This is a genomic window from Nostoc cf. commune SO-36 (assembly GCF_023734775.1).
Taxonomy (GTDB): Bacteria; Cyanobacteriota; Cyanobacteriia; order Cyanobacteriales; family Nostocaceae; genus Nostoc; species Nostoc commune_A.
Map to the genome: position 1 here is coordinate 679,130 of NZ_AP025732.1, position 22,232 is coordinate 701,361.

Here is a 22,232-nt window from a genome sequence, read left to right on the forward strand (position 1 = left end):
ACTGAGGACTAGGGACTGGAGATAAGGGAGAAATAAGCAATGTCCAATACCTAATGCCCCATGCCCAACCTCAACTAACTTGAGCCAGTTGTTGTTGATTCAGGTAGTAATAATGACCTTTTTTAGCGATTAAATCGTCGTGAGTACCGCTTTCTATCAAAATGCCTTGGTCTAAAACCAGGATTAAGTCAGCGTTGCGGACTGTAGAGAGGCGATGGGCAATAATTACACTTGTGCGTCCTTTAAGAATTGTTTTGAGGTTGTTTTGAATAATTCGTTCTGATTCCGAATCTAGGTGACTAGTGGCTTCATCAAACAGTAATAACCGAGGATTTCCGAGCAAAGCACGAGCAATAGCTAGGCGTTGGCGCTGTCCACCAGAGAGCATACCGCCGCTTTCACCAATTTCGGATTCGTAACCCATCGGTAGTTTTTGAATAAATTCATCCGCTCCAGCATATTTTGCTGCTTGGATAATTTCTTCTAGAGAAGCATTTGGATAAGCGATCCCAATGTTTTCCCGAACACTCCCACCAAACAGAAAAGTATCTTGGTCAACAACGCCGATTTGAGAACGGAGCGATCGCAAGGCAACAGTAGTTATATCACAACCATCAATAAGTACTTTTCCATCTGTCGGCGGGTATAAACCTAAAATCAACTTACTCAGGGTTGTTTTTCCAGAACCGCTGCGCCCCACAACTGCAACCATTTGTTCTGGCTTAATTTCAAAGTTGAGATTTTCTAATACGTTAGTCTCACTTTCTGAGTGATAACGAAAGGTAACATTCTGAAAACAAATATTACCGCGAAGCTTACCCAACGACTTGCGGGGTTTAGTTTCTAAGTCTTCTTCTGGTTTCGCCTCCAACACATCATTAATGCGTTCGGTAGAAATCACAATTTCCTGTAATTCATTCCACAGCAGAGCCAGTCGCTGAAAAGGATCTAAGACGCTACCCACCAACATATTGAAAGCAATTAATTGTCCAATAGTCAGTTCGCCATTAATTACCTGGGTTGCTCCATACCACAGCAATGAAGTATTCACAAAAGTTTGGATGACACCACTGATAATTTGCAGGCGATTGCCAATTATTTGAGCATTAAATTCTTTTTTGATTACATCATTCAGCAGTTCCTCCCAACGCCAACGCACTGTCTGTTCAATTGATAATGAGCGGACGGTACGAATTCCAGTTAAGGATTCTATAAGATAGCTATTTTCTTTAGTACCTGCATTAAAAATCTCTCTGGAGATGCGGCGCAAAATACTTGTGCTAGCAAGCGCCAAGATAAAAAATGGCGGTACAATACACAGCACGAATAATGCCATCTTCCAGCTATAAGAAAACATCAAGGCTATATAAACCACTAATGTCAGCATATCCAACACAATGGACAGTGTTTGACCAGTAAGGAAGTTCTGAATTTTCTGGTTTTCTTGGATGCGAGAGACTATATCCCCAACGTAACGCGACTCAAAATAAGCAAGGGGTAAACGGAAAGTATGTTTGATAAAGCCTACGAGTAAGGCAACACTAATGCGGTTAGCAGTATGAAATAACAGATATTGCCTTACACCATTGACAGCAACACTAAACAACCCAAAAACAACCATTCCCAAACCAATAGCGTTTAAGGTTGGAACACTGCGTTGCACAAGTACTCTGTCGAGCAACAACTGGGTAAATACTGGCGTTACCAGCCCAAATAATTGAATTACTACCGAAGCTATAAAAATTTCTAGGAGCGTTCGATAGTGAGGTTTAATTAACTCAAAAAATTTCCAGAAGCTTCTGCTTTCGTCTTTAGCATTTTTGAGTAGACCTGTAGGTTCGAGTAACAATGCATAACCACTCCAACCGACTTGAAATTCTGCTCTTGTCAGGTTGCGTTGGCCAATAGCTGGGTCACATACAATCACCCGCTTTTTGGTGATTTCATAGACAACAATAAAATGTTTACCTTCCCAGTGGACAATTGCAGGTAAAGGTTGTTCTGCTAATTTATCAAGAGTAGCTTTCACTGGACGGGTGGCAAAACCCAGGTTTTCTGCTGTTGCTGCCATCGCCTTCAGAGATGCACCGTTGCGGCTGACATTGGTCATATCCCGCAGGCGATTCATACTAAAATGTTTGCCCCAATAGTTACCAATCATCACCAAGCAAGCAGAGCCACAATCAGCTGAACTTTGTTGGGCATAAAAGGGATACCTCTTGGTGACGCGTTTCCACCAATGCCCCACTTGGATTTTCGGGCTGGGAAAGTACAAACGCGATTTTTTGGGCTGTTGTTGTGACTGCTTCTCTCTTTGCGGAAAAGGAATAATTTTAGATTTTGGAGATGGGAAAGTTTTTTCTCTAGTCCCCACTCCCCAGTCCTCAGTCTCCAATCCCGTTTCGCTGACGTTCATGGCAAAAGCCCACTCCCTCAACTCCGGGAAGTATTCTAGTGCTGTTTGCATCTGCTCGTCTTTCAGAATGTAAGCAATCGTTGGTTGCGTTGCTTGCCAATCTCCTTGTTTTGGTTGGGCAAAGATTGTCCCTGCTGTCAAAGAATCGCCTTCAGAATGCTGGAGATGTCCTTTGTACAATAGCCATAATTGTGAATCTTGAGATATTTGTGGATTTACAGAGCCACTTTCTAACTGGTGTCGCTCAAATAGAGATAAAGCTTTGAGCATTCCTGGAACTTGTGATGTGTGGCACGGAAATTGTGAGATTTGGCGACATAACAACAACAAATCCCAAAGTTCTGCACGGGCAAAAAGGCGATCGCTAATGTTAGGATACTTGTCTATCAACATCTGCAATGCTTCTTGCCGGAAATAGCCAAGTTTTAAGCTTGTCGAAGCTCTAACTACATAAGGACTAAAGTTAGCTTCGGGAAACAGAGTCAATTCGCCGAAAAAAGACCATGCACCAAAGGTAGTAATTAAATTTTCAGAGCTATCTAACAGTCGGACTTTACCTGTAAGAATAATGTAGATACCAGGACTAGTCTGTGCAGATTGCCAGAACTCCTTTGCTGCTGGTGGCTCTACAATCTCCATTTGTGCCAAAAAGTTTTGTAATTCTTTTTCAGAAAGCTTTGCACCTAAAGTGGACAACAGTCTTTCACCTACATTTCGTTCAAAAAGCACTGGTGGCATTTTCTTAACTCCACAACCAAATTTAGTTATTAGTCTGAATCAGATTCAAAAATTAATTAAAAATATTATTAAATACCGTATTTTCACCGGAGAAACTATAAGCTTCTTTAGAGTATTGTTGGGAGGAAAGAACATGGTAGTTACTATCTCTCTTTTACCTACAAGGCATTTTTTATTTGCTGGACAGCCCTACTGGTTGTACCAAATTTTTGATTGTGACAATCACATTAGTGATTGTCAAGATATTGAGCCAGACCTTTGTTTGGCTATAATTTAAGTGAAACATCAACTAATTACATCAACAGACTCGGCACGAATATGGCTGGCACATTTCGACAATCAGCAGTGTCCGTAATTGATGATTAAGAAAAATCAGTATTAGAGCCAAATTATCTGGGTGCAGTGATAATTACGTGGAATTATTTATTTGACTTTTCAATCACCAACTATCGAAATTGTTTCTGGATAATGGTTGGAAAGAAGATGTATTAGAAGAAAATTGGCTTTCAGATTTTTAAATAAGACCTGACTTGGAAAAAAGCATAATAGAATGATTTAATACATTCCAAACTTCATTAATAGCCTTGTCTTCACTAAAATGGTGTGACATAATTGTAGAAATTGCATTGAGTCGTAAATGATGGTTAAACGTAGTCTATTGTAGTTGTGTGACTAAAGCCTGACAGCAAAAAGAACACAATCACACTTATGATTAACCAGCAAGGTTGATCATAGATTTACACAATGTGCAATTAACGCCCCGTGTTATTCGCCTAGGGTTTTGCGAGTCTAGGGGAGAGTGACCAGGATAGCCTCAGTCGCAAGAAAAGCAACCTCTATCACTAAAAATCTAGCTTTGGTTAGGCTACAGAGAGGATAGGGCTAGGAAAAGTATAAAAGCACATCATAATTTTTGGATATTTTGCTAAAAAAGCAAAATTTCACTTAGACAAGACTGCCTAAGGGGGGTAGGAATATTCGAGAGCGAATCCTTCCCAGTGGTATATATCCATTGTTTTTAATGGAACATCTAGCCAGTCATTTAACGTTTGTATTATACCTCCTATCGTGTAACAAATGCAAGTGATTAAAATAGACTCGACTAACAGCATACTTACATCATTAGGTTACAATTAGCTTACACTGTTCAAGTTGAAATTTGAGGAATTTAGGACTTTCTTAATGTAAATTGTTTAAAAATCGCCTAATAGATAATTTTTAACAAAAAAAATATATTTAAACCCCATTTATACATTAAATCTTTAAATAGCTAAGCGACATACTATGATGGAAATTATGACGACCCACATTGTTTCTTTAACCAGTATACTAAGTTATTTGAATTAGCAGTGAGATCAAACACGTTAACGCTGTGATCCATAACACAACTGGCTAAATTACCACAACCATAGTATTTTCACTATGCAAGGGTATGGTAACGATAGGTATTAGAGCTTGGTTAAGTTGAGAAATATTCGTTGTGCTTAAATCAGTATTTAGTTAAAAAATGACAATAAATTGCAATTTAGTCTTTTAAAACTTTAAAATTGCGATGTTACCAAGTAAAATATTGTAATGTATAAATTTAGTAATGCTTTTAGAGCCAGTTACCTGACCAAAGTGTTACATTATAGGTTTAATTAAACGTAGAAAATTCTCCAAAAACAAACAGTGTTATTTTTCTTCAAATCAGTAATCCTGTTGCTGCATATTAGTCTACTAGAACATCTATAATTAACGCAAATTTAGCGATTCGTTAAACTTTGGAGCGATCGCTAAACCCTCTGCTTGGCTTGCTCTATGAAAGCTTTTTGTGTCATACTTGCAAAAAAATATTTACTAAATTACGATAGACTTTGAGTAGTATAATTGTTTTTTACTAGAAACAATACAGTTCACAAAAAGAAATTATCTGTTGGCAGAGGCAGAGGGAGATGAGGAAGTGGGCAATCAAGACCTCTACAGGTGATCAGAGTGAGGCAAGACTCCCGTCATGCAAAAAATTGATGTCCCTGCAAACTTGAGATGCTTTTATATGAAAAACATCTCTGATTAAGTAGTCAAGTGAGTTGTGAAGAGTATTTATGTCACAGTTAGAGCAAACAGTGCCAGACACCTTTGTAGCTAAAGGCTTAGAAACTCTACCCAATATTCACGACCGGGTTGAGGCTTTAGCCAAGGACTGTGCCACCCGTGCAGGGGCGCACGACAAAGATGGTTCCTTTCCCTTCGAGAATTTTATAGCTTTGCATGACGCAGAATTGCTCAACCTCACCATCCCGCGTGAATTCGGTGCCAGGGTTTGGGGCTGTCAACAATCTGTCAGGTGATGAAGGGATAGCGCGTGGCGATGCTTCAACCGCGTAGTACTAACAATGCACTATCTTCAACATGCTCATGCGGCTCGTAGCCGTCGCTGGCATCCAGAAATATATAAGCGGCTGTGTCGTGAATCAATCGAAGGCATATCTCTGCTAAATGCTGCCCGTGTTGAACCAGAGTTAGGAACGCCAGCTAGAGGCGGATTACCTGCTACAATTGCCGAACGAACAACAGAAGGCTGGCGTTTAACAGGACATAAGCAGTACACCACGGGCAGTCCCATCCTCAGCTACTTTGTTGTATGGGCACGGACAACAGAGGATGAACCACAAGTGGAAGTTTTTTGGTTCCGCGCGACTCTGCCAGGTTTGCGAATTGTCGAAACTTGGGATCACTTGGGAATGAGAGCTACGGGCAGCCATGATTTAATTTTAGAGAATGTATTCATTCCCTCAGAGTATGCTCTAAATATCGGCCCTATATCTGCTGCGCCATCCTTTGATCCGTTGATTTCCACTTGGGGCAGTTTGACAGTGAGTGCTTTATATCTTGGTGTTGCTACTAGTGCGCGAGACTGGCTTACTAAATATCTTTGGGAGCGATCGCCTTCTAATCTCAAAGAACCACTGGCAACTCTGCCACGCTTCCAAACTGCTGTGGGTGAGATAGAAGCACTGCTGTTTGCTAACAATAGATTGATTTATAGCTTGGGCTCAAGATATTGACAAGGGCGAGTATGAGTTTAACGTAGGATTACAGGCACAAGCTGTTAAATATCTCACTACAACTAACTCGATACGTGCAGTGGAGATTGCCTTAGAACTAATAGGTAATCCTGGTTTATCAAAAAAGAATCCTTTAGAGCGACACTACCGTGATGTTCTGTGTAGCCGTATCCATACACCGCAAAATGATGTTATTTGCCAGTCATTGGGGAAGTCGGTGCTGAATGTCAAGTAATTGGAGATTGGGGAAGAAGATTGCAATATTTCCTATCGATTCATCCTTTGGAGTTATACACCAGCCTAAATCGTGACTTTTTTAAGGGTACGGCTGTGGAGAAAACCGCAGATGAATTTTTGGCTGCGAAAGGGACTAGGGAGTAAAGAGGTGACAGGTTACAGGTGACAGGTTATAGGAAATAATGTATACCCTGTAACCTCTCCCCTAATCCCAATGCCCACAATGCAATCCTTAGCTGTTCGATTGCAAGCATAAGCTAAATATATTTTTATTTTTCTAGTAGATATTGGAATATAGCAGATGCTATAACTCTCACTACATCTATCTAGATTTATAGAGGTTGTAAGTTGGTGATTATGTACTACATCAACTTATTATGCAAGCTATTTAAGCTAGTAATAGAGTTGTTTCAATCCAGGGGATGAGAATATGAGAGTTTGGCTTGCCTGCTTTTTAGTGCTGTTTGCCTTGGCGGAACTGTTTGACTGGTTTGCAAAAATTTAATTTGCCATTACCTATCTATATTTTGGGTGGCGCTTTTTTAGCTGTCGCTTCTAACTATGATAAGATATTCGACTCTTATTTTGCTGATTCAAGCATTGAAGCATCACTAGAACAAGCCCAGTTAGATTTACTAACTCCATCTACTAATCCTATTTCTTTCCCAATTGCCAGCCATGTTGAAGATGCTCCAGCTTCTCAAACAGATGATTAGCAAGCAGTGGGTAAAACTGGACAACCAGGACAAATCTTGGAGGTATAGTCTAGATGAATCGCTTGTTTTATTTTATAGTTGATGCTGCACCAAGCTAGCTTTAAAAGTAGTAGTACCCAAAGACTTCTGACCAGCAAGTAAATTGCTACATTAATAGAAGCTTCAGGTTAACTAACTTTTAACCTAGAGTGCGAAAATTAATTTCTGCGCCTGCAACATCTACCCAATTCAGGCTACCGCCACAACACCGTGATTAGTGGACTTTTAAAAAAACTCCGTCTCCCCTTTGTCAAAGTTCAGGATTCCCGTGAAACTTCTAAGAGTAAAAGCTGGCTGCAAATTATTTTTGTTACCAGTGTAGGAGTTACTGCCTTCATCTGGGGAATTCGAGAACTCAAATGGTTGCAGCCTGGGAATTAAGAGTTTATGACCAGATGTTGCGATCGCGTCCTATACAAGCACCCGATCGGCGGATTTTGCTAGTAAAAATCACTGAAGAGGATCTCAACCGAGAGAAATGGACTCTATCAAATCGTACAATCAATCAACTGTTAAAGAAAATAGAGTCTTATCAACCGCGAATTGTTGGTTTATATCTTTTTCAACCAGAAAACAATAATTTGGCGGCTAATTCCCCAAATCAAGATCACATCATCAGCACTTGTTTATTCAGCAGCTTGGGTAGAGATGAAATACCACCACCACCCAACTTCCCGATAGAGAATGTTGGATTTAGCGATGTGACTGCTGATAATGAAAACGACCAAATTCTTCGCCGTAGTTTGTTATTCGCTTACTCTACAGACAAAAAATGTACAACACCATTTGCCTTTGGCGCTCTAGTTGCAATTAATTATCTTGGAAAACAAGGGATTGAATACCAGTTCACTAATAAAGGAGATTTCCAGTTAGGTAAAACCTTGTTTCCGCGTTTACAAGCTAATTCTGGTGGCTACCAACATCTGGATGCAGATGGCTATCAAATATTATTAAATTACCGTCAGCCTGACAGCCTCGCCAACCAAGTAACCCTCACAGAAGTCCTGAGTGGACAAGTTAACCCCAGTTTATTTAAAGACCGTCTGGTAATTATTGGCACTACAGCAGCTAATCTCCCTCCAGCTGGCTTTTATACGCCTTACAGCGCTTTGCCAGACCAACCAGCTAAAATGCCTGCTTTGTTTATTCATGCACAGATAGCAAGTCAACTCATCAGTACAGTGTTGGATGGGCGATCGCTAATTTGGTATTGGCCCGACTGGGTAGAACTTATTTGGATATCGGGCTGGTCGCTTTTAGGTACTGTTTTGGCATGGCGCTGGCAAAATCCGTTGCTGTTGTTAGTGGCGGAAACGATAACTCTACTTTGCTTAGTATTAATCTGCGTTGCTTTATTTTTGCAAGCCGGATGGGTGCCGTTAATCCCTTCTGCGCTAGCTTTGGTGTTTAGTAGTATCTCTGTGATTGCTTATACTAGCTACCAAAATCAGCGACAAACTCAGGTGATTATTTTGCAAGTTGAAAAACAACAAGAAGCGATCGCACAGTTAAATGTACTCTTAGAAGACAAAACAGCAATTCCTGACTCGTCTGTTGATTTTCTTCCCCCAATTGATTCACAAGAAACAAAATCAGGTGATTTGCTTTTGGGCGGACGCTACAAAATCTCTCAAACTCTCGGTGCTGGTGGATTTGGCCGTACTTATTTAGCACAGGATACTCAACGACCGGGTAATCCTACTTGTGTAGTTAAAAAGTTAATGCCAGCCCGTCAAGATACAAGATTTTTGCAAGTTGCTCGTAGGTTGTTTAATAGTGAAGCTGAAATTTTAGAATCTTTGGGTAAACATCATCAAATTCCTGAACTACTTGCTTATTTTGAAGATGATCAAGAATTTTATTTAATTCAACAATATATTGAGGGACATACCCTCAGTGAAGAATTACCACCTGTGCAGAATGTGCAGAATGAATCATTTGTAATTGAAATGCTCAAACAAGTTTTAGAAGTTCTCGAATTTGTTCATCAGCATCGAGTGATTCATCGTGATATCAACCGACTAATATTATTAGATGCGCTCAAGATAATCGGCTGGTGTTGATTGACTTTGGGGCTGTGAAATTGATGCAACCGCCGAGTAGTGAGCAAACAGAATTAGCCACAGTAGCCATCGGGACGCGGGGTTATGCACCTCCAGAACAATTTGCCGGTCATCCCCGCTTATGCAGTGACATTTACGCTTTAGGAATGATTGCTATTCAAGCCATAACTGGGATACCACCGCAAGAACTTCACCCAGATCCAGAAACGGGTAATATTATGTGGCAACAAACGGTGCAAGTGAGTGAAGAATTAGCAGCAATTTTAGATAAAATGGTTTGTTATCATTTTAGCGATCGCTATCAATCAGCCACCGCAGTTTTACAAGATTTGAAACGGATGTAGCGCTGGTGATTAAAAATCGCGGCTATAATTAATTACACAATGTCATTGCGAGCGAAGCGAAGCAATCGCAAAGCCTGAGATTACTTCGCTCTGCCCGCAATGACTGTAAATATTTTTGTTTATCTAAACTATAAGCTGACAATGCTATTGTCTTAGGTTAGATTGCGATCGCATCGACTAACAACGCTATTTTCTTGGGTTAGATTGCGATCGCATCGACTAACAACGCTATTTTCTTGGGTTAGATTGCGATCGCATCGACTAACAACGCCATTGTCTTGGGTTAGATGCGATCGCATCGACTAACAATGCCATTGTCTTGGGTTAGATTGCGATCGCATCGACTAACAACGCCATTGTCTTGGGTTAGATTGCGATCACATCGACTAACAACGCCATTGTCTTAGGTTAGATTGCGATCGCATCGACTAACAACGCCATTGTCTTGAGTTAGATTGCGATCGCATCGACTAACAATGCTATTGTCTTGGGCGCCCAACTTTGCTTACCGTCAAACTGCTAAAATACACTACAAACATGGTTGCAGCAAATGCTCAAGCGGCTTTGGCGGTGGCTCAAAAGCTCTTTTCAGCGCTTATTTGGTAACAAGCAAACTCCTCCGCTAGAAAAAACGAGGAAAGTAGAACCACCAAAACAGCTAACAGATGCGGAGTATGAATCGTTGTTTCTTAAGTTGTTAGCAGAAGTCAATGATGGTTTGAGTAGAGGAGGAGCAAAAGGTTTCTTGGCTGCAAACCGCATCAATGAGGCTCATTTGATGGAGTGGTTGCGGGGTTTTGGCGAAAGATTGTTAGCTTTACCTACACTAAATGATGAGTTAGCAACGCGAATGGTGCGGCTGGGTGAGTTGAGTATTGGGGAAGTTAGTGTTGTTGCTTATGATTTTGGGAAGCGGTTGAGGGAAAAAGAAACGAACCGCAGAGGTGCAGAGGACACAGAGGAAGAAGATCAAGTTGAAGAAGCGATCGCACTCTCAATACAACTATAGCGATCGCAGGTGTTGGACTCGCCACCAGCCAAATAGCCTCCGCCGTCATTCTCGCCCAGCCTAACGATTATCAACAACATCTCCGCTTTCGGGCTGAAGTTTTTGGCTTGAGTGTGGGCATCGGTGTTTTCTTTGCTGTGCTAATCTTTATTGGCCTCCGCTTTCGCCGCTAAGTTTTCAGCAAAAAAAAATCGCCCCCTAAATTTAGGAGGCGCATCACCAAGGTGGTGTAGAGACGCGGAATTGTACTTCGTCCCGCTACGCTAACGCGTCTCTAGTTTTAGCTAGCAATGTACTCTTTGACATTGGCACGACGGCGACGCAGATGAGCCAAAGCTTGATGCTCTAACTGACGGACGCGTTCACGGCTGAGATTCAATCTCTCACCAACTTTCGCCAATGACATTTCATTACCATCTTCTAAACCAAAGCGTAGGGCGACAACTTCTCGCTGTTGCGGGGTTAGTTCTGCTAACAGGTTGTTCAAGTCTTGGCGTAAGAATTCCTGGTTAGTGTAATACTCTGGTGATGGGCCATCATCTTCGAGCATTTCTTGCAACTCAGTATCCTGGTTCTCACCAACTTTAACATCCAAAGACACTGGCTGACGCGCCATATTCAGATACTCGCGGATCTGAGCCGGTTCTATTTCCAGTTCTTTAGCAATTTCGGCTGGAGTCGGCGATCGCCCCAAGGTTTGAGCCAACTCGCGTTGCACTTTTTTGATTTTGTTCAGCTTCTCGGTAATGTGAATCGGTAAGCGGATGGTACGACCTTGTTGAGCGATCGCGCGGGTAATTGCTTGGCGAATCCACCAGTAAGCATAGGTTGAGAACTTATAACCCCTCATTGGGTCAAATTTCTCCACACCGCGCTCTAATCCTAGTGTTCCTTCCTGAATTAAATCCAGAAACTCCATATTCCGCTTTTGATACTTTTTAGCAATAGCAACCACTAAGCGCAAATTCGCTTCGATCATTTTTTGCTTTGCCCGCTTACCTTGCGCCACCGTTTGTTTCACCTCGGTTTCCGGTTGCTGAACGTGGTCAGCCCACTCTTGTGAACTCGGTTCGCGTTGTAGCTTCTTCGCTAAAGCATCCTTAGCATCGAGAAGCGTCATCATTTGTTGCACCTGCTTCCCGAAGACAATTTCTTGTTCACGGGTTAGCAGTGGTACACGACCAATTTCTCGCAGATAGGTTCGCACCATATCAGCCGTGAATTTGGTGTTGAGGTTTTCAGTTTGGGTATTGACAGTAGGCATTGGTGCGATGTCCTCTACTTTCTAAGCAAAATGTATATTTTCTTACTAACAATGGATTGAAAAAGGTAGTACATCTATCACAAAATATTGGAAGCTAACAGAAGTAATTATCAATTGATATAGCCGTTTTTAAGACGGTAAGCGCCAAATGATAGGTTCCCTTCTTCCCTAAATTTTCAATCTCTTATAAGAACACTGGTTGTTTTTGATAATTCTTTATTTTTTAGGGCTTTTACTGACAGCAGATGACAAATCCGAAGTCGGTATGAGTTCTACTTAGTTTTATATTACGATAAATCAGGGAAATAGTAAACTATCTTAAGATAAAACTTCTAATTATAGTTCAAAAGCGGTTGTTAGATAAAAAAAATTAAATTTCCTTTAAATTACTGATTACATCTATAGTGACGCGAAAAACCCCTCTTCTGTTGCCAAAAAGTAGCCGGATAACCGAACTTAATTTGCTCTGACAATGGAGGGATGTTACGAATTGGGGCATGGGGCATGGGGCATCGGGCATTGGGTACGGTGTACACACAACTCCTAAAAACCAAACCTAGCTTGATAAGACTTTCTTCGTTCTTAGTCGAAGGCTGGGAATGAATTCATTGAATCTCTGACTCAATGCCAGATTGGAGGCAGCAGCCCCAACGAGGAGCATTCCCATACTCTTCATGGGAAAAGGTTTAGCCCATTCTGGCTCCTGAATTCTGCTTTGATAACAATGGAAAATCAAGCTTTTTTCGACTTGTGTGTACACCGTAGGGGCATTGGGAGGAGAATAACAAATGACAAATGACCAATAACCAATGACAATCTAAAATCCCAGGTCGGCTTTGGCTAGTTCAGCAGCAGCAAATACTTCTGCATCAGGTTTTTCTTCCCAGGCTGGCTCACCAATTTCTTCGTAAAAAGTTGCGTCGTAAGGTCGGGTACGTACTACTACTGGCATGGGAACAGCGTGACCCAATATTAAAGCTTGTTGCTTCGAGTCTAGCTTTGCCAAAACCGATCGCAGTCCGCTACCACCAGATACACCCGTAAAAATTGCCTCAATGTCTTTTTCATCATTGAGCAAAGCGGTAATGCGAGTCCCAATCTGGGACATAATTTCATTATCTATCCCTGACGGGCGTTGATCAACTACCAAAAGTGTGACAAAATATTTCCGCAGTTCGCGGGCGATAGTCCCAAAGATAGTACTTTGGACGATAGCCGGGTCAAGGAAACGATGCGCCTCTTCAATGGTAATCATCAATGGCGTGGGGCGATCGTTCGGGTTTTTGCTTTGCAGGAATTTATCTGCTTTTTTGACATAATGCTCGTGAATACGGCGGGTGATCATATTCGTCACCAACATATAAGAGAGCATATTAGACTGGGAACCAAATTCTATCACAACATTCTTCCCAGATTCCAGGCATTGCACAATTTTACTAATGTAATTATGGGGGCAAACCGCTCGCATATACTTCAAACTATCCATCCGCAAGAGTTTGCGCTGCAATGCCATAATCGAGCCTTTGTGTCCGCGCTTCTCATCGCAGAACATCTCGATTTCTTCGTTAGTCATATTCAACAACTGGACAATCCAAGACTTGCCAAACTCGCTAAAGAGGATATTAGCGTTATCTAAGGCTGCGTCAGAGAGTCCTAAATCTCGGCTACATAACTTAATATCTTCAACTTCTATTTGCTCATAGCTCAAATAAAGTTCTTGGGCATCACGCACACCCCGGCGCTTTGTCGATTCCGGGTCGAGGGTGTAAACTTCGACTTTACTGGGAAAAAGTTGCTTTAATCCCTTAACTGTATTTACGTTCTTCCCTTCTGCAACGGCTTCCCAGCCATACTCCGAGTGCATATCAAAAATCAAGTTTACTGCGGCATTTTTACGGATAACGCCAGCTAAAAGTAACCGTGTTAAAAAGGATTTACCAGTACCCGATTTCCCAAAGACTCCATTACTCCGTTCTACGAAGCGATTTAAATCGATACAAACGGGCACATCCATATCCAAAGGTTTGCCGATGGAAAAATTGCGCCTTTGGGGGTCATCTTCCCAACCAAATACGCGGCGAAAATCGTCAACACTTGCATCGTAAACTTGGCTAAAGTGGCTAGGAATAGTTTTGACAGGCAACAATTCCATCGTCGTGCTGGTTTGCGGCACAAATGAAGCCAAACCTGTCACCGATGGGAGGAAGGGATTTACCGATTTGCCATTTGTTGGGGAGAAAGATTCTTCAGTTTCGGGAGTGAACATCAACATCGGCGCGAGGTTGATAGTACCATAAGTACCACTTCCGGCTAAAACATCTCGTAGAAAAGTGTCTTCCCAACTGGGGGGATTAGCAATAATTCGGGCATTAGCAGCTCCCAATGCTACATCTGTCAGCATACAAAAAAAACGCGATCGCATCCCTTGGACAACAAGAAACTTGCCCACCCGCATATCTTCTACAGAAATGTCAGGATGCAATCGTACTTCTAAACCTTCAGTTAGAGAACCTTGAATGACCGAACCTAATGGCTGTGCCGAATTCATCTGATTAGTCATTTGTCATTTGTCATTGGTCATTGGTCATTGGTCATTTGTTTTTCTTCTCCATTCCCTATGCCCTACGCCCAATTCCCCATGCCCAATTATCTAATCAATCTGAATGGAGGTTGGCGCACTTCCCGTTGATGAAGTGGTAGTAATTAATGGTTTGCGGAATTGGGCGTAAAGGCGATCGCGCCAGGTAAAGAATGGTTCATAATCTATATTCTCGGCAAAGATTGGCAATCCTTTACCTCTAATAGAAGCTGGTAAATCTAAATAGGGGCCAGAGGGGAACTTGAGCAATATCGATAAGCCAGCCACAGATAAGTCAGCTAAAGTCGGCTCATCTCCTGTTAAATAAGGACTATCTGCCAATAATAACGTTAAGGCTTCCAAGTCTTGTTTTAGGGATGCGATCGCAGACTGGATTACATCTGGGCTGTAACCAACGCCAAAACCGAACAGTGCCAGGAAATCACTAGGTACTCCTCCCACCAGACTTTTAAATATATCAGGTGTTGAGGTGGGTAATAAAGACTTACGAAAATTTTGATCTTGACTTATGGCAGCAAATAGTGCTTTGCGACCTTTAATGCCTATAGACTCATCCGCCCATTCTTCTATTAATAAAGTTAAACCCCGTTGTTTGGGATCTTGCGGTATTATTGGGCGATCGGGATATTCTAAGTCTAAATACTTAGCTATCTCCGTAGAATCCACAATATATTTATTCCGATCCTTTAATACTGGGACTTGTCTTTGACCAGTCAGCCGGAACAGTTCTACTTGTCCAATCCCAGGCGTGACTTCTATTTTGCGGTAATCTAGTCCTTTAAAATCTAGAATTAGGCGCACTTTCTCTGAGTATTGAGAGAGTTCCCATTGGTATAATTCCAGCATTTATCTGTATACCTTGTAACTAGTCAACGGCTTAACTTTACAATTGTATCTTTAGTTTAAGTAATTTTTATTGGCATTAGTTGCTTAATTGTCTATTTAATTAAGATTAGAGTTTAACAGATGCCTAAAATTAGGCAAAATTATCGATTTTAAAAAATATTATTTTCTGATTGATTAAAATATCAAATAACTAAATAATTTAATTTGGCATATATCAAATAAACCGAACCGCTCCGTCGTGACTCTTCAGCCCTTACTTTAAGTTCTGTCACCTTTCGCCGATGTTAAGAGATTTAGGTAATTAATTTGTGTCTGTACTTTGATTGAGTAATCAATGGTTAATTTCCTCTATAGGATTCAAGATTTTTAAATCAATTATTTTACGTACCAACTTGTATACAAATTGGCTTTTAAGTATAATATTTTTTCCACGGTGATTGAAAATCACAACTTGTAGATGTAATATTTTCCCACTTTTATTAGAGTTGAGGCTACACCAAGTGAGGCTTTTTAGTTATTTTTGCTGTGATAGAGAAAATTTGCTCAATTTAAATAAGATATGTGCTAGATATATCTCATACTTATCACCCCGATCTGAGGTTGGATATCCTAGCCTTATTACCACAAATTCTTCTAGTGAAAAATCTTACTTCCTTATTTCGTTAGATTTTGTGCATTACAAGATGTTATAAATCTTTATGTAGTGTGTGGAAAATAAAGACAAACAAAATTTATGAAGACAAATTACAGCAAGTTGCTGACCACATTGGCAGGCATAGCAGGGTTTACTAGTTTCAGCCTTCTGATTACTTTACCATCTGATGCAAAATCCGCACTAAATCCTAGCCCCAGTGTTTTCAACGAAGCTCCTTATAACAAGGGTCAACGTGTTCAAGCAAATACTCAATATACACCTGCCGAGGCCCCTTCCGAAACAGAAAAGGGCAATAGCAAACGTCAACCAGTCGCACAAAACAGTGGTGGAAAGGTAAATCCCAGACCAAGTATTTTCAACGAGCCTCCCTATAACCGTGGTAGTGCTACACCTAGTGAGCCTGTACCTGCTAGCCCAAGTACTACCCCAGAAACTCAACCTACCACACCACCTACTACAACTCCCCCACAACCAGGGGCAAGAGACAATCAAGGCAAAAACTTGTTAGCGTTGGCAGAGTCAAACCCTTCTTTTACTACCTTAACCAAAGCTTTGAAAGCAGCAGGCTTGACCGGAGCTTTGCAAGGCAAAGATAACTTAACTATTTTTGCACCTACTGATGCAGCTTTTGCAAAGTTGCCAGCTGATGCTTTGCAAGAATTGTTAAAACCAGACAACAAAGAAGTATTGCTCAAGATTTTAACTTACCACGTCGTATCTGGTAGGGTATTATCCACTGATTTGAAATCTGGCGAAGTTAAAAGTCTTGAAGGTGGCACAATCAACGTTAAAGTTGATCCTGCTACTGGTGTTACCGTTAATGATGCTAAAGTTACCCAGGCAGATATCACAGGTAGCAACGGTGTTATCCACGCAATTGATCAGGTTATTTTACCTCCTGACTTGTAGTTTTTCAACATCAGTACAACCTATAGCAGACTAGGTTGGCATAAAATATTAATAGGAAAAAATTCCGTTCAGATATTATTTTGGACGGTTTTTTTGTAATAAAGTGAGTTAAATTAGCAGCCGCGCCTACAAATTAGAGCAGATTGATATTAAGTTTGGCTAATCACTTTTCATTAAAAGCTCTTTGCGTGCCCTTGCTCTGGCCTCAGCCTAAATAATAAGTCTTTATATGACGCATACCAGACAGAAACAATTCATGTATTGTTAAAGTAATCTCAACAGGAAATGGAGAAAGTTATGACAACCGTAACCCAAATGAAATGCGCCTGTCCGACTTGCCTGTGTATCGTTTCACTTGAGGATGCTATTAAAGAAGACGGCAAACACTATTGCTCCCAAGGCTGTGCTGAAGGTCATAAAACTATTAAAGGCTGTAGTCACGGAGGCTGTGGCTGTTGATATGTAGAGTGCGTTAGCTGAAAGCGTAACGCACCATTCAAGATGCGTACTTTCAGCTAACATAACGCCAGTTGCTATAACAAAGAAACAAGCTAAACCTCTGGTAGAGAGGGGAAGAGAAGTTTTGAGCCGAGGCTTCCTCGGCTCAAAACTTCTCTAGTCAACACATTGGCTCCCCTACTTTGGCTAGGTTCGTATTACAGGCTAGACATTACATCCCGTGCAACTGCTAAAGTCTGCTCAATATCTTCTTCAGTGTGAGCAAAAGACGTAAACCCAGCCTCAAATTGAGAAGGTGCTAAGTAAACACCGCGCTCTAACATACCCCGATGGAAGCGTCCGAATTTGGCTGTATCAGACTTTTTCGCATCTTCGTAGTTATGAACTGGGCCAGAGGTAAAGAATAAGCCAAACATTGCGCTGATTTGACCACCGCAAACCGCATGACCAGTTTCTTTGGCAATTAGTAGCAAACCATCAGCTAGCTTTTTAGTAATCCGCTCAAGATACTCGTAAGTACCTGGCTTTTGCAGCAATTCTAAAGTCTTAATGCCAGCAGTCATCGCCAAAGGATTACCTGAAAGTGTCCCAGCTTGATATACGGGGCCGGCAGGCGCAACCATTGACATAATATCTCGACGACCGCCATAAGCTCCCACTGGCAAACCACCACCAATCACCTTACCCAAAGTTGTTAAATCGGGAGTGACGCCAAATTTTTCTTGAGCGCCACCATAAGCAATGCGGAAGCCTGTCATCACTTCGTCAAATACCAATAACGCTCCATACTCGTGAGTTAGTTCCCGTAATCCTTCTAGGAAGCCAGCGTCAGGCGCAATAAATCCAGCATTGCCGACGACTGGCTCAAGAATGACACCGGCAATCTCGTCGCGGTTTTCTTCAAATAAAGCTTTGACTGCTTCTAGGTCATTGAAAGGTGCAGTTAGAGTGGTGCTAGTTGCTGCTTTAGGAACTCCTGGTGAGTCTGGCAAACCAAGTGTAGCAACACCAGAACCCGCCTTTACTAGAAACGCATCGGCGTGTCCGTGGTAGCAACCTTCAAACTTGATGATTTTCTCCCGGTTGCTGAAAGCCCGCATCAGCCGCAAAACTCCCATACAAGCTTCAGTTCCAGAATTAACAAATCTGACCATTTCGATGCTAGGAACGGCATCGATGACCATTTCTGCCAAAACATTTTCTAGGACTGAGGGAGCGCCGAAACTAGTACCTTTTTCTAAAGCTTCATGCAAGGCTGCAATTACCTCTGGATGAGCATGGCCGCAAATAGCTGGGGCCCCAAGTGCCTACATAGTCTATGTATTGATTGCCATCTACATCCCAAATATACGCGCCTTTGACACGATCAAAAACGATAGGTTGTCCACCTACAGATTTAAAGGCACGAACTGGAGAACTGACTCCTCCGGGCATGAGGTTTTGAGCCGCCGCAAAGACTTCTTGTGATTTTGTTGTTTTAATTGTGGTATTTACCAAAGTTCTCTCCTAACAGTGGGCAATAAAAAGCTCTATCTTAGGATAGGATCAAACACTGCTTAGAATTTCTATCCTATAAAATTAGCGGAACCAAAAAAATAACATTATGTTATGCAAGTCCAATGAAGACTTGACTTTAGATATTTAATTCAAAAAAAATGTACCAGCTGCACTATTCTGAATGGTATCGTGAATCCATAAATTATTCTCATTAGAGCAAACTAGCTGGTATGTCTTTTAACGATTCGCGATCGCTGCATTACACCATCCCGGTTGAGAAAATTCGCTACGATGAACGAGGTTTAGTGCCTGCAATTGTCCAAGATTATTTGGATGGTACTGTCCTGATGATGGCGTGGATGAATCAGGAGTCGTTACAAAAAACTTTAGAAACTGAAGAAACTTGGTTTTGGAGTCGTTCCCGGCAAGAGTTTTGGCATAAAGGGGCGACTTCTGGACATATTCAAAAAGTGCAAAGTATTCGTTATGACTGTGATAGTGATGCGTTGCTCATCGGGGTAGAGCAATTAGGAGATGTTGCTTGCCATACCGGAGAACGCAGTTGCTTTCACCAAATAGAAGGAAAAATTGCCGCACCACCAGGTGATACATTGTCACAATTGTTTCAAATAATATGCGATCGCCGCGATAATCCTACTGAAAGTTCTTATACCTGTAAACTATTTGCAGGTGGCGATAACAAAATTTTGAAAAAGATTGGTGAAGAAACCGCCGAGGTAGTAATGGCCTTTAAGGATGATGAAGCAGATGCGATCGCAGGTGAAGTGGCCGATTTACTATATCATACTTTGGTTGCCTTAGCTCACCATCAAGTTGATTTAAAATCTGTATATCGCAAGTTGCAAGAACGTCGTCAATAGAGCAAAAAACAAGTCATTTTAGCGTTGGGAGTATATTACTCAGCTAAAATTCGATTGAGATTACTGTAAAATTGCCACAGCGATCGCTACACTCAAGATGAAGCACAGCCAAAAACTACTGGTAATAATTTGCGGATGATCTAATGCCCATCCACCCAAGGGATGACCAATAAAAGAGCCAACAGCCCAGCACAAAGCGTTGATGGAAAAATAAACGCCGCGTTGATTTTCCGGGGCTAACTCAGTGACTAAAGAGGCAGCAGATGGCGTATAGGAGACAATCGCCACAGCAAATACTCCCAATGCCAATATTACCCAAACCAGATGATGAGATGGGGCAGTACCGCTTATCCAAATCAGCCCAAAACCAATTGCCCAAAGAATGGCGGAAACAGTCAGCGCGAGTGTGTGAGAGCAGCGTTTTAAGATGCTAGTTACAGGCAACTGGCAGATGATGGCGAACACCAGATGGCAAGCAAATAATCCGCTAATCGTAGTTTGAGCAAATCCTTCGGTAGTACTTTCGACAAAAACAAAGTTTTTGAAATAAAGCGGCAGGGTGCTGTGGATTTGAGAAATATAGATTGTAAAAAATATATTAACTGCTATGTAGACAAGGAAACGGCGATGTCTGGCGACAAGCTGCTTCTCTTCGAGAGGCTTCGCCAACGTATCTACGCTTAATACTGCCATCCAAGAAGCAAAAAGTTCTATTTTTTCAGATTCCTCTATCTGCTGTTGTTCAGTTTCACTAATTCCTACATAGACAACCCCAAAAAACACCATAAAAGAAATGGCATCAATCACAAACAGCCAGCGATAATTTCCAACGATCGCAATCAAAAACCCAGCTAGCACAATTCCGATCGCTAACCCAAGATTATCAGCTAGTCGTGCGATCGCAAAAGTTTCGCGGCGATTGTCAATTTGGCTAGCGTCAGCAACCAGAGCTTCAGCAGCCGGCCAGTAGAACCCTATCCCTAAACCGCTAATCAAACTCCCAATTACTAAAATTGTAAAATTATTGGTTGCAGCTAAAACTAGAGAAGCAATTGCTGAAATCGCCGTGGCCAGCAACAAAGTGCGGCGGCGTCCCCAGTATTCAGAATCAGCCAAAGAACCACCTACAATCCGCCCGACAACGCCGGAAATCGAGGCGCTACCCAAGGCTACCCCAACACTGGTTGCAGATAAACCAAGTTGATTGACAAAAAAGATGGGGGCGTAAAACAGGGTAAAACCAGTACCAACTTCCGAGAGAAATCTACCAATTGCGAAAATCCAGACCTGGGGATGTATCGAGGGCAACCACGATGATAGCTGAGATTGAGAAGCTAATTTCATGAGTTTAAATGTCATGATTTACTGACATTTTTGTAATTCTTATCATTGGCTACAATTTTCCTCACTCATTCCACAGGGTTTCCACAGGGATTTTAACAGTTTTCCACAGGTACTCAACGAGCCAATGAGCTTCTTGCCGTCTGACTGGGGATTGTTAAATAACAGTACTAACAAACTTGAAGGACTGAGTTTTTATAAAGTAAAGTAACGAAAAATGACCTTAAAGGCTTATTCTTTCGTTCGTATTTATTTTTTATACAATCGTTTTTAACATTTCGCAGCATTGACAAACCCACCCCCTCTTGGCGCACAATGATTCGGCTTGCTTTTGTAATTCGTTCAACCGTTGGCATCAAATGTGTAAAATATATTACCTGAGATGTGGGCGCAGATTGTCGGGCTAGCAAAAGAGTGGTGAGGAAGCCAATTGGCGCTTTACTGCAAGCAACTTGTCCCTCTTGATTATCCTCATAGGAGGAAAATCTCATGAAATCAACGGTTAGCATCTTTACAGAAATTCCCGAAACACTCCACGAATCCTTAAAAAACTACTTAGAAACCCATCCTGATTGGGATGAAAACAGAGTATTGACGGCGGCCTTATCATTGTTTTTACTCCAAAATGGGGATAGTGATCGCCGTGCAGCCCGAGTCTATCTGGAAACTTTGTTTCACCACTCCTCAGTAGAAATTCCCAGGGACTGATTCACCCGCAACAGCTAATTTACTAGAACCCCATAGATACTGGGATGAATGGCACTAAGATAAGCCCAAAGTCTTGTGTTGCCTCGTTAAGAGCCTCCAGATTGGGAATTTATTCTGAATAGACTGCTGCCTCTGGTCAAGCTACTGGAGGCTAGGAAGCAGCTTAACTTTAGTGCCATTCGGTACTGGTATGAAAGGCGTTATTCTGAATAATGCCCTAATATGGGCACGACATACCGTGCCCCATCAAGGAGCGGTATTACAATAAAAAAGTAAGTAGGAGCGCAAGACCTTGCGCTCCTACTTAAACAGGTTCCAATAGTTTCTCCTGTCATCAAAACTAGTTAGTAATAATGCAATATTTATATTAGGGACTTGCAAAAAATAAATTATCCCAAATTATTTGTAGATTTGTAGTCCCCCAGGGTCTTCATTAATATCAACTTAAGGTAAAACTCCTTTCA

At 41.6% G+C, this 22,232-nt stretch carries 15 protein-coding genes and 3 pseudogenes; 11 read left to right on the plus strand and 7 right to left on the minus strand.

Annotated elements, in window-relative coordinates:
* Positions 1–70: 70 nt before the first annotated feature.
* On the minus strand, positions 71–3,154 hold the full coding sequence (locus ANSO36C_RS03040; RefSeq protein WP_251958332.1) for a peptidase domain-containing ABC transporter: 3,084 nt from the start codon (positions 3,152–3,154) through the stop codon (positions 71–73).
* 2,084 nt (positions 3,155–5,238) lie between these two features.
* Here ANSO36C_RS03040 and ANSO36C_RS03045 point away from each other — a divergent pair.
* The 6 genes and pseudogenes from ANSO36C_RS03045 (at position 5,239) to ANSO36C_RS03070 (ending at position 9,600) form a co-directional block, all read left to right on the plus strand.
* Positions 5,239–5,484 carry an acyl-CoA dehydrogenase family protein gene (locus ANSO36C_RS03045; protein ID WP_251958333.1) on the plus strand — a complete coding sequence of 82 codons (246 nt, stop codon included), beginning with the start codon at positions 5,239–5,241 and terminating at the stop codon, positions 5,482–5,484.
* Positions 5,485–5,529: 45 nt separating this feature from the next.
* Positions 5,530–6,201, plus strand: a complete 672-nt coding sequence (locus ANSO36C_RS03050) for an acyl-CoA dehydrogenase family protein (protein WP_251958334.1) — start codon at positions 5,530–5,532, stop codon at positions 6,199–6,201.
* Entirely contained in the window at positions 6,197–6,436 is a 240-nt protein-coding gene (locus ANSO36C_RS03055) for an acyl-CoA dehydrogenase family protein (protein ID WP_251960236.1), read from the plus strand. The genes ANSO36C_RS03050 and ANSO36C_RS03055 overlap by 5 nt, the downstream gene beginning before the upstream one ends.
* On the plus strand, positions 6,397–6,582 hold the full coding sequence (locus ANSO36C_RS03060) for a hypothetical protein (protein WP_251958335.1): 186 nt from the start codon (positions 6,397–6,399) through the stop codon (positions 6,580–6,582). Before ANSO36C_RS03055 ends, ANSO36C_RS03060 begins: the two co-directional genes overlap by 40 nt.
* A gap of 286 nt (positions 6,583–6,868) precedes the next feature.
* Positions 6,869–7,154 (plus strand): annotated as a pseudogene (locus ANSO36C_RS03065) (hypothetical protein).
* Positions 7,155–7,403: 249 nt separating this feature from the next.
* A pseudogene (locus ANSO36C_RS03070) lies at positions 7,404–9,600 on the plus strand (CHASE2 domain-containing protein).
* Between the two features lie 152 nt (positions 9,601–9,752).
* Here ANSO36C_RS03070 and ANSO36C_RS03075 read toward each other — a convergent pair.
* Positions 9,753–9,899, minus strand: coding sequence for a hypothetical protein (locus ANSO36C_RS03075; protein WP_251958336.1), 147 nt, complete (start codon positions 9,897–9,899; stop codon positions 9,753–9,755).
* A gap of 251 nt (positions 9,900–10,150) precedes the next feature.
* Here ANSO36C_RS03075 and ANSO36C_RS03080 point away from each other — a divergent pair, with 251 nt between their 5' ends.
* Positions 10,151–10,609 (plus strand): hypothetical protein, encoded by a 459-nt coding sequence (locus ANSO36C_RS03080; RefSeq protein WP_251958337.1) that lies wholly within the window; start codon positions 10,151–10,153, stop codon positions 10,607–10,609.
* A 280-nt stretch (positions 10,610–10,889) separates the two neighbouring features.
* Here the strand turns inward: ANSO36C_RS03080 and ANSO36C_RS03085 are convergent, their stop codons facing one another.
* From ANSO36C_RS03085 to ANSO36C_RS03095, 3 genes are all read right to left on the minus strand, one after another.
* Positions 10,890–11,873, minus strand: a complete 984-nt coding sequence (locus ANSO36C_RS03085) for an RNA polymerase sigma factor, RpoD/SigA family (RefSeq protein WP_251958338.1) — start codon at positions 11,871–11,873, stop codon at positions 10,890–10,892.
* Positions 11,874–12,690: 817 nt separating this feature from the next.
* Positions 12,691–14,421 (minus strand): helicase HerA domain-containing protein, encoded by a 1,731-nt coding sequence (locus ANSO36C_RS03090; RefSeq protein WP_251960237.1) that lies wholly within the window; start codon positions 14,419–14,421, stop codon positions 12,691–12,693.
* 102 nt (positions 14,422–14,523) lie between these two features.
* A complete protein-coding gene (locus ANSO36C_RS03095) occupies positions 14,524–15,318 on the minus strand; it encodes a glutathione S-transferase family protein (protein WP_251958339.1) in 795 nt (264 codons plus the stop codon).
* Positions 15,319–16,051: 733 nt separating this feature from the next.
* Here ANSO36C_RS03095 and ANSO36C_RS03100 point away from each other — a divergent pair.
* Positions 16,052–16,882 (plus strand): fasciclin domain-containing protein, encoded by an 831-nt coding sequence (locus ANSO36C_RS03100; protein WP_251958340.1) that lies wholly within the window; start codon positions 16,052–16,054, stop codon positions 16,880–16,882.
* A gap of 297 nt (positions 16,883–17,179) precedes the next feature.
* On the plus strand, positions 17,180–17,341 hold the full coding sequence (locus ANSO36C_RS03105; protein ID WP_100903011.1) for a metallothionein: 162 nt from the start codon (positions 17,180–17,182) through the stop codon (positions 17,339–17,341).
* A 197-nt stretch (positions 17,342–17,538) separates the two neighbouring features.
* Here the strand turns inward: ANSO36C_RS03105 and hemL are convergent.
* Positions 17,539–18,838, minus strand: a pseudogene (gene hemL / locus ANSO36C_RS03110) (glutamate-1-semialdehyde 2,1-aminomutase).
* A 230-nt stretch (positions 18,839–19,068) separates the two neighbouring features.
* Here hemL and hisIE point away from each other — a divergent pair.
* Positions 19,069–19,719, plus strand: a complete 651-nt coding sequence (gene hisIE / locus ANSO36C_RS03115) for a bifunctional phosphoribosyl-AMP cyclohydrolase/phosphoribosyl-ATP diphosphatase HisIE (protein WP_251958341.1) — start codon at positions 19,069–19,071, stop codon at positions 19,717–19,719.
* Between the two features lie 60 nt (positions 19,720–19,779).
* On the opposite strand, the gene ANSO36C_RS03120 is transcribed toward hisIE, so the two are convergent.
* Positions 19,780–21,063, minus strand: a complete 1,284-nt coding sequence (locus ANSO36C_RS03120) for an MFS transporter (protein ID WP_251958342.1) — start codon at positions 21,061–21,063, stop codon at positions 19,780–19,782.
* A gap of 486 nt (positions 21,064–21,549) precedes the next feature.
* On the opposite strand from ANSO36C_RS03120, the gene ANSO36C_RS03125 reads away from it, so the two are divergent.
* On the plus strand, positions 21,550–21,768 hold the full coding sequence (locus ANSO36C_RS03125) for a DUF2811 domain-containing protein (protein ID WP_251958343.1): 219 nt from the start codon (positions 21,550–21,552) through the stop codon (positions 21,766–21,768).
* The last annotated feature ends 464 nt before the right edge of the window (positions 21,769–22,232 follow it).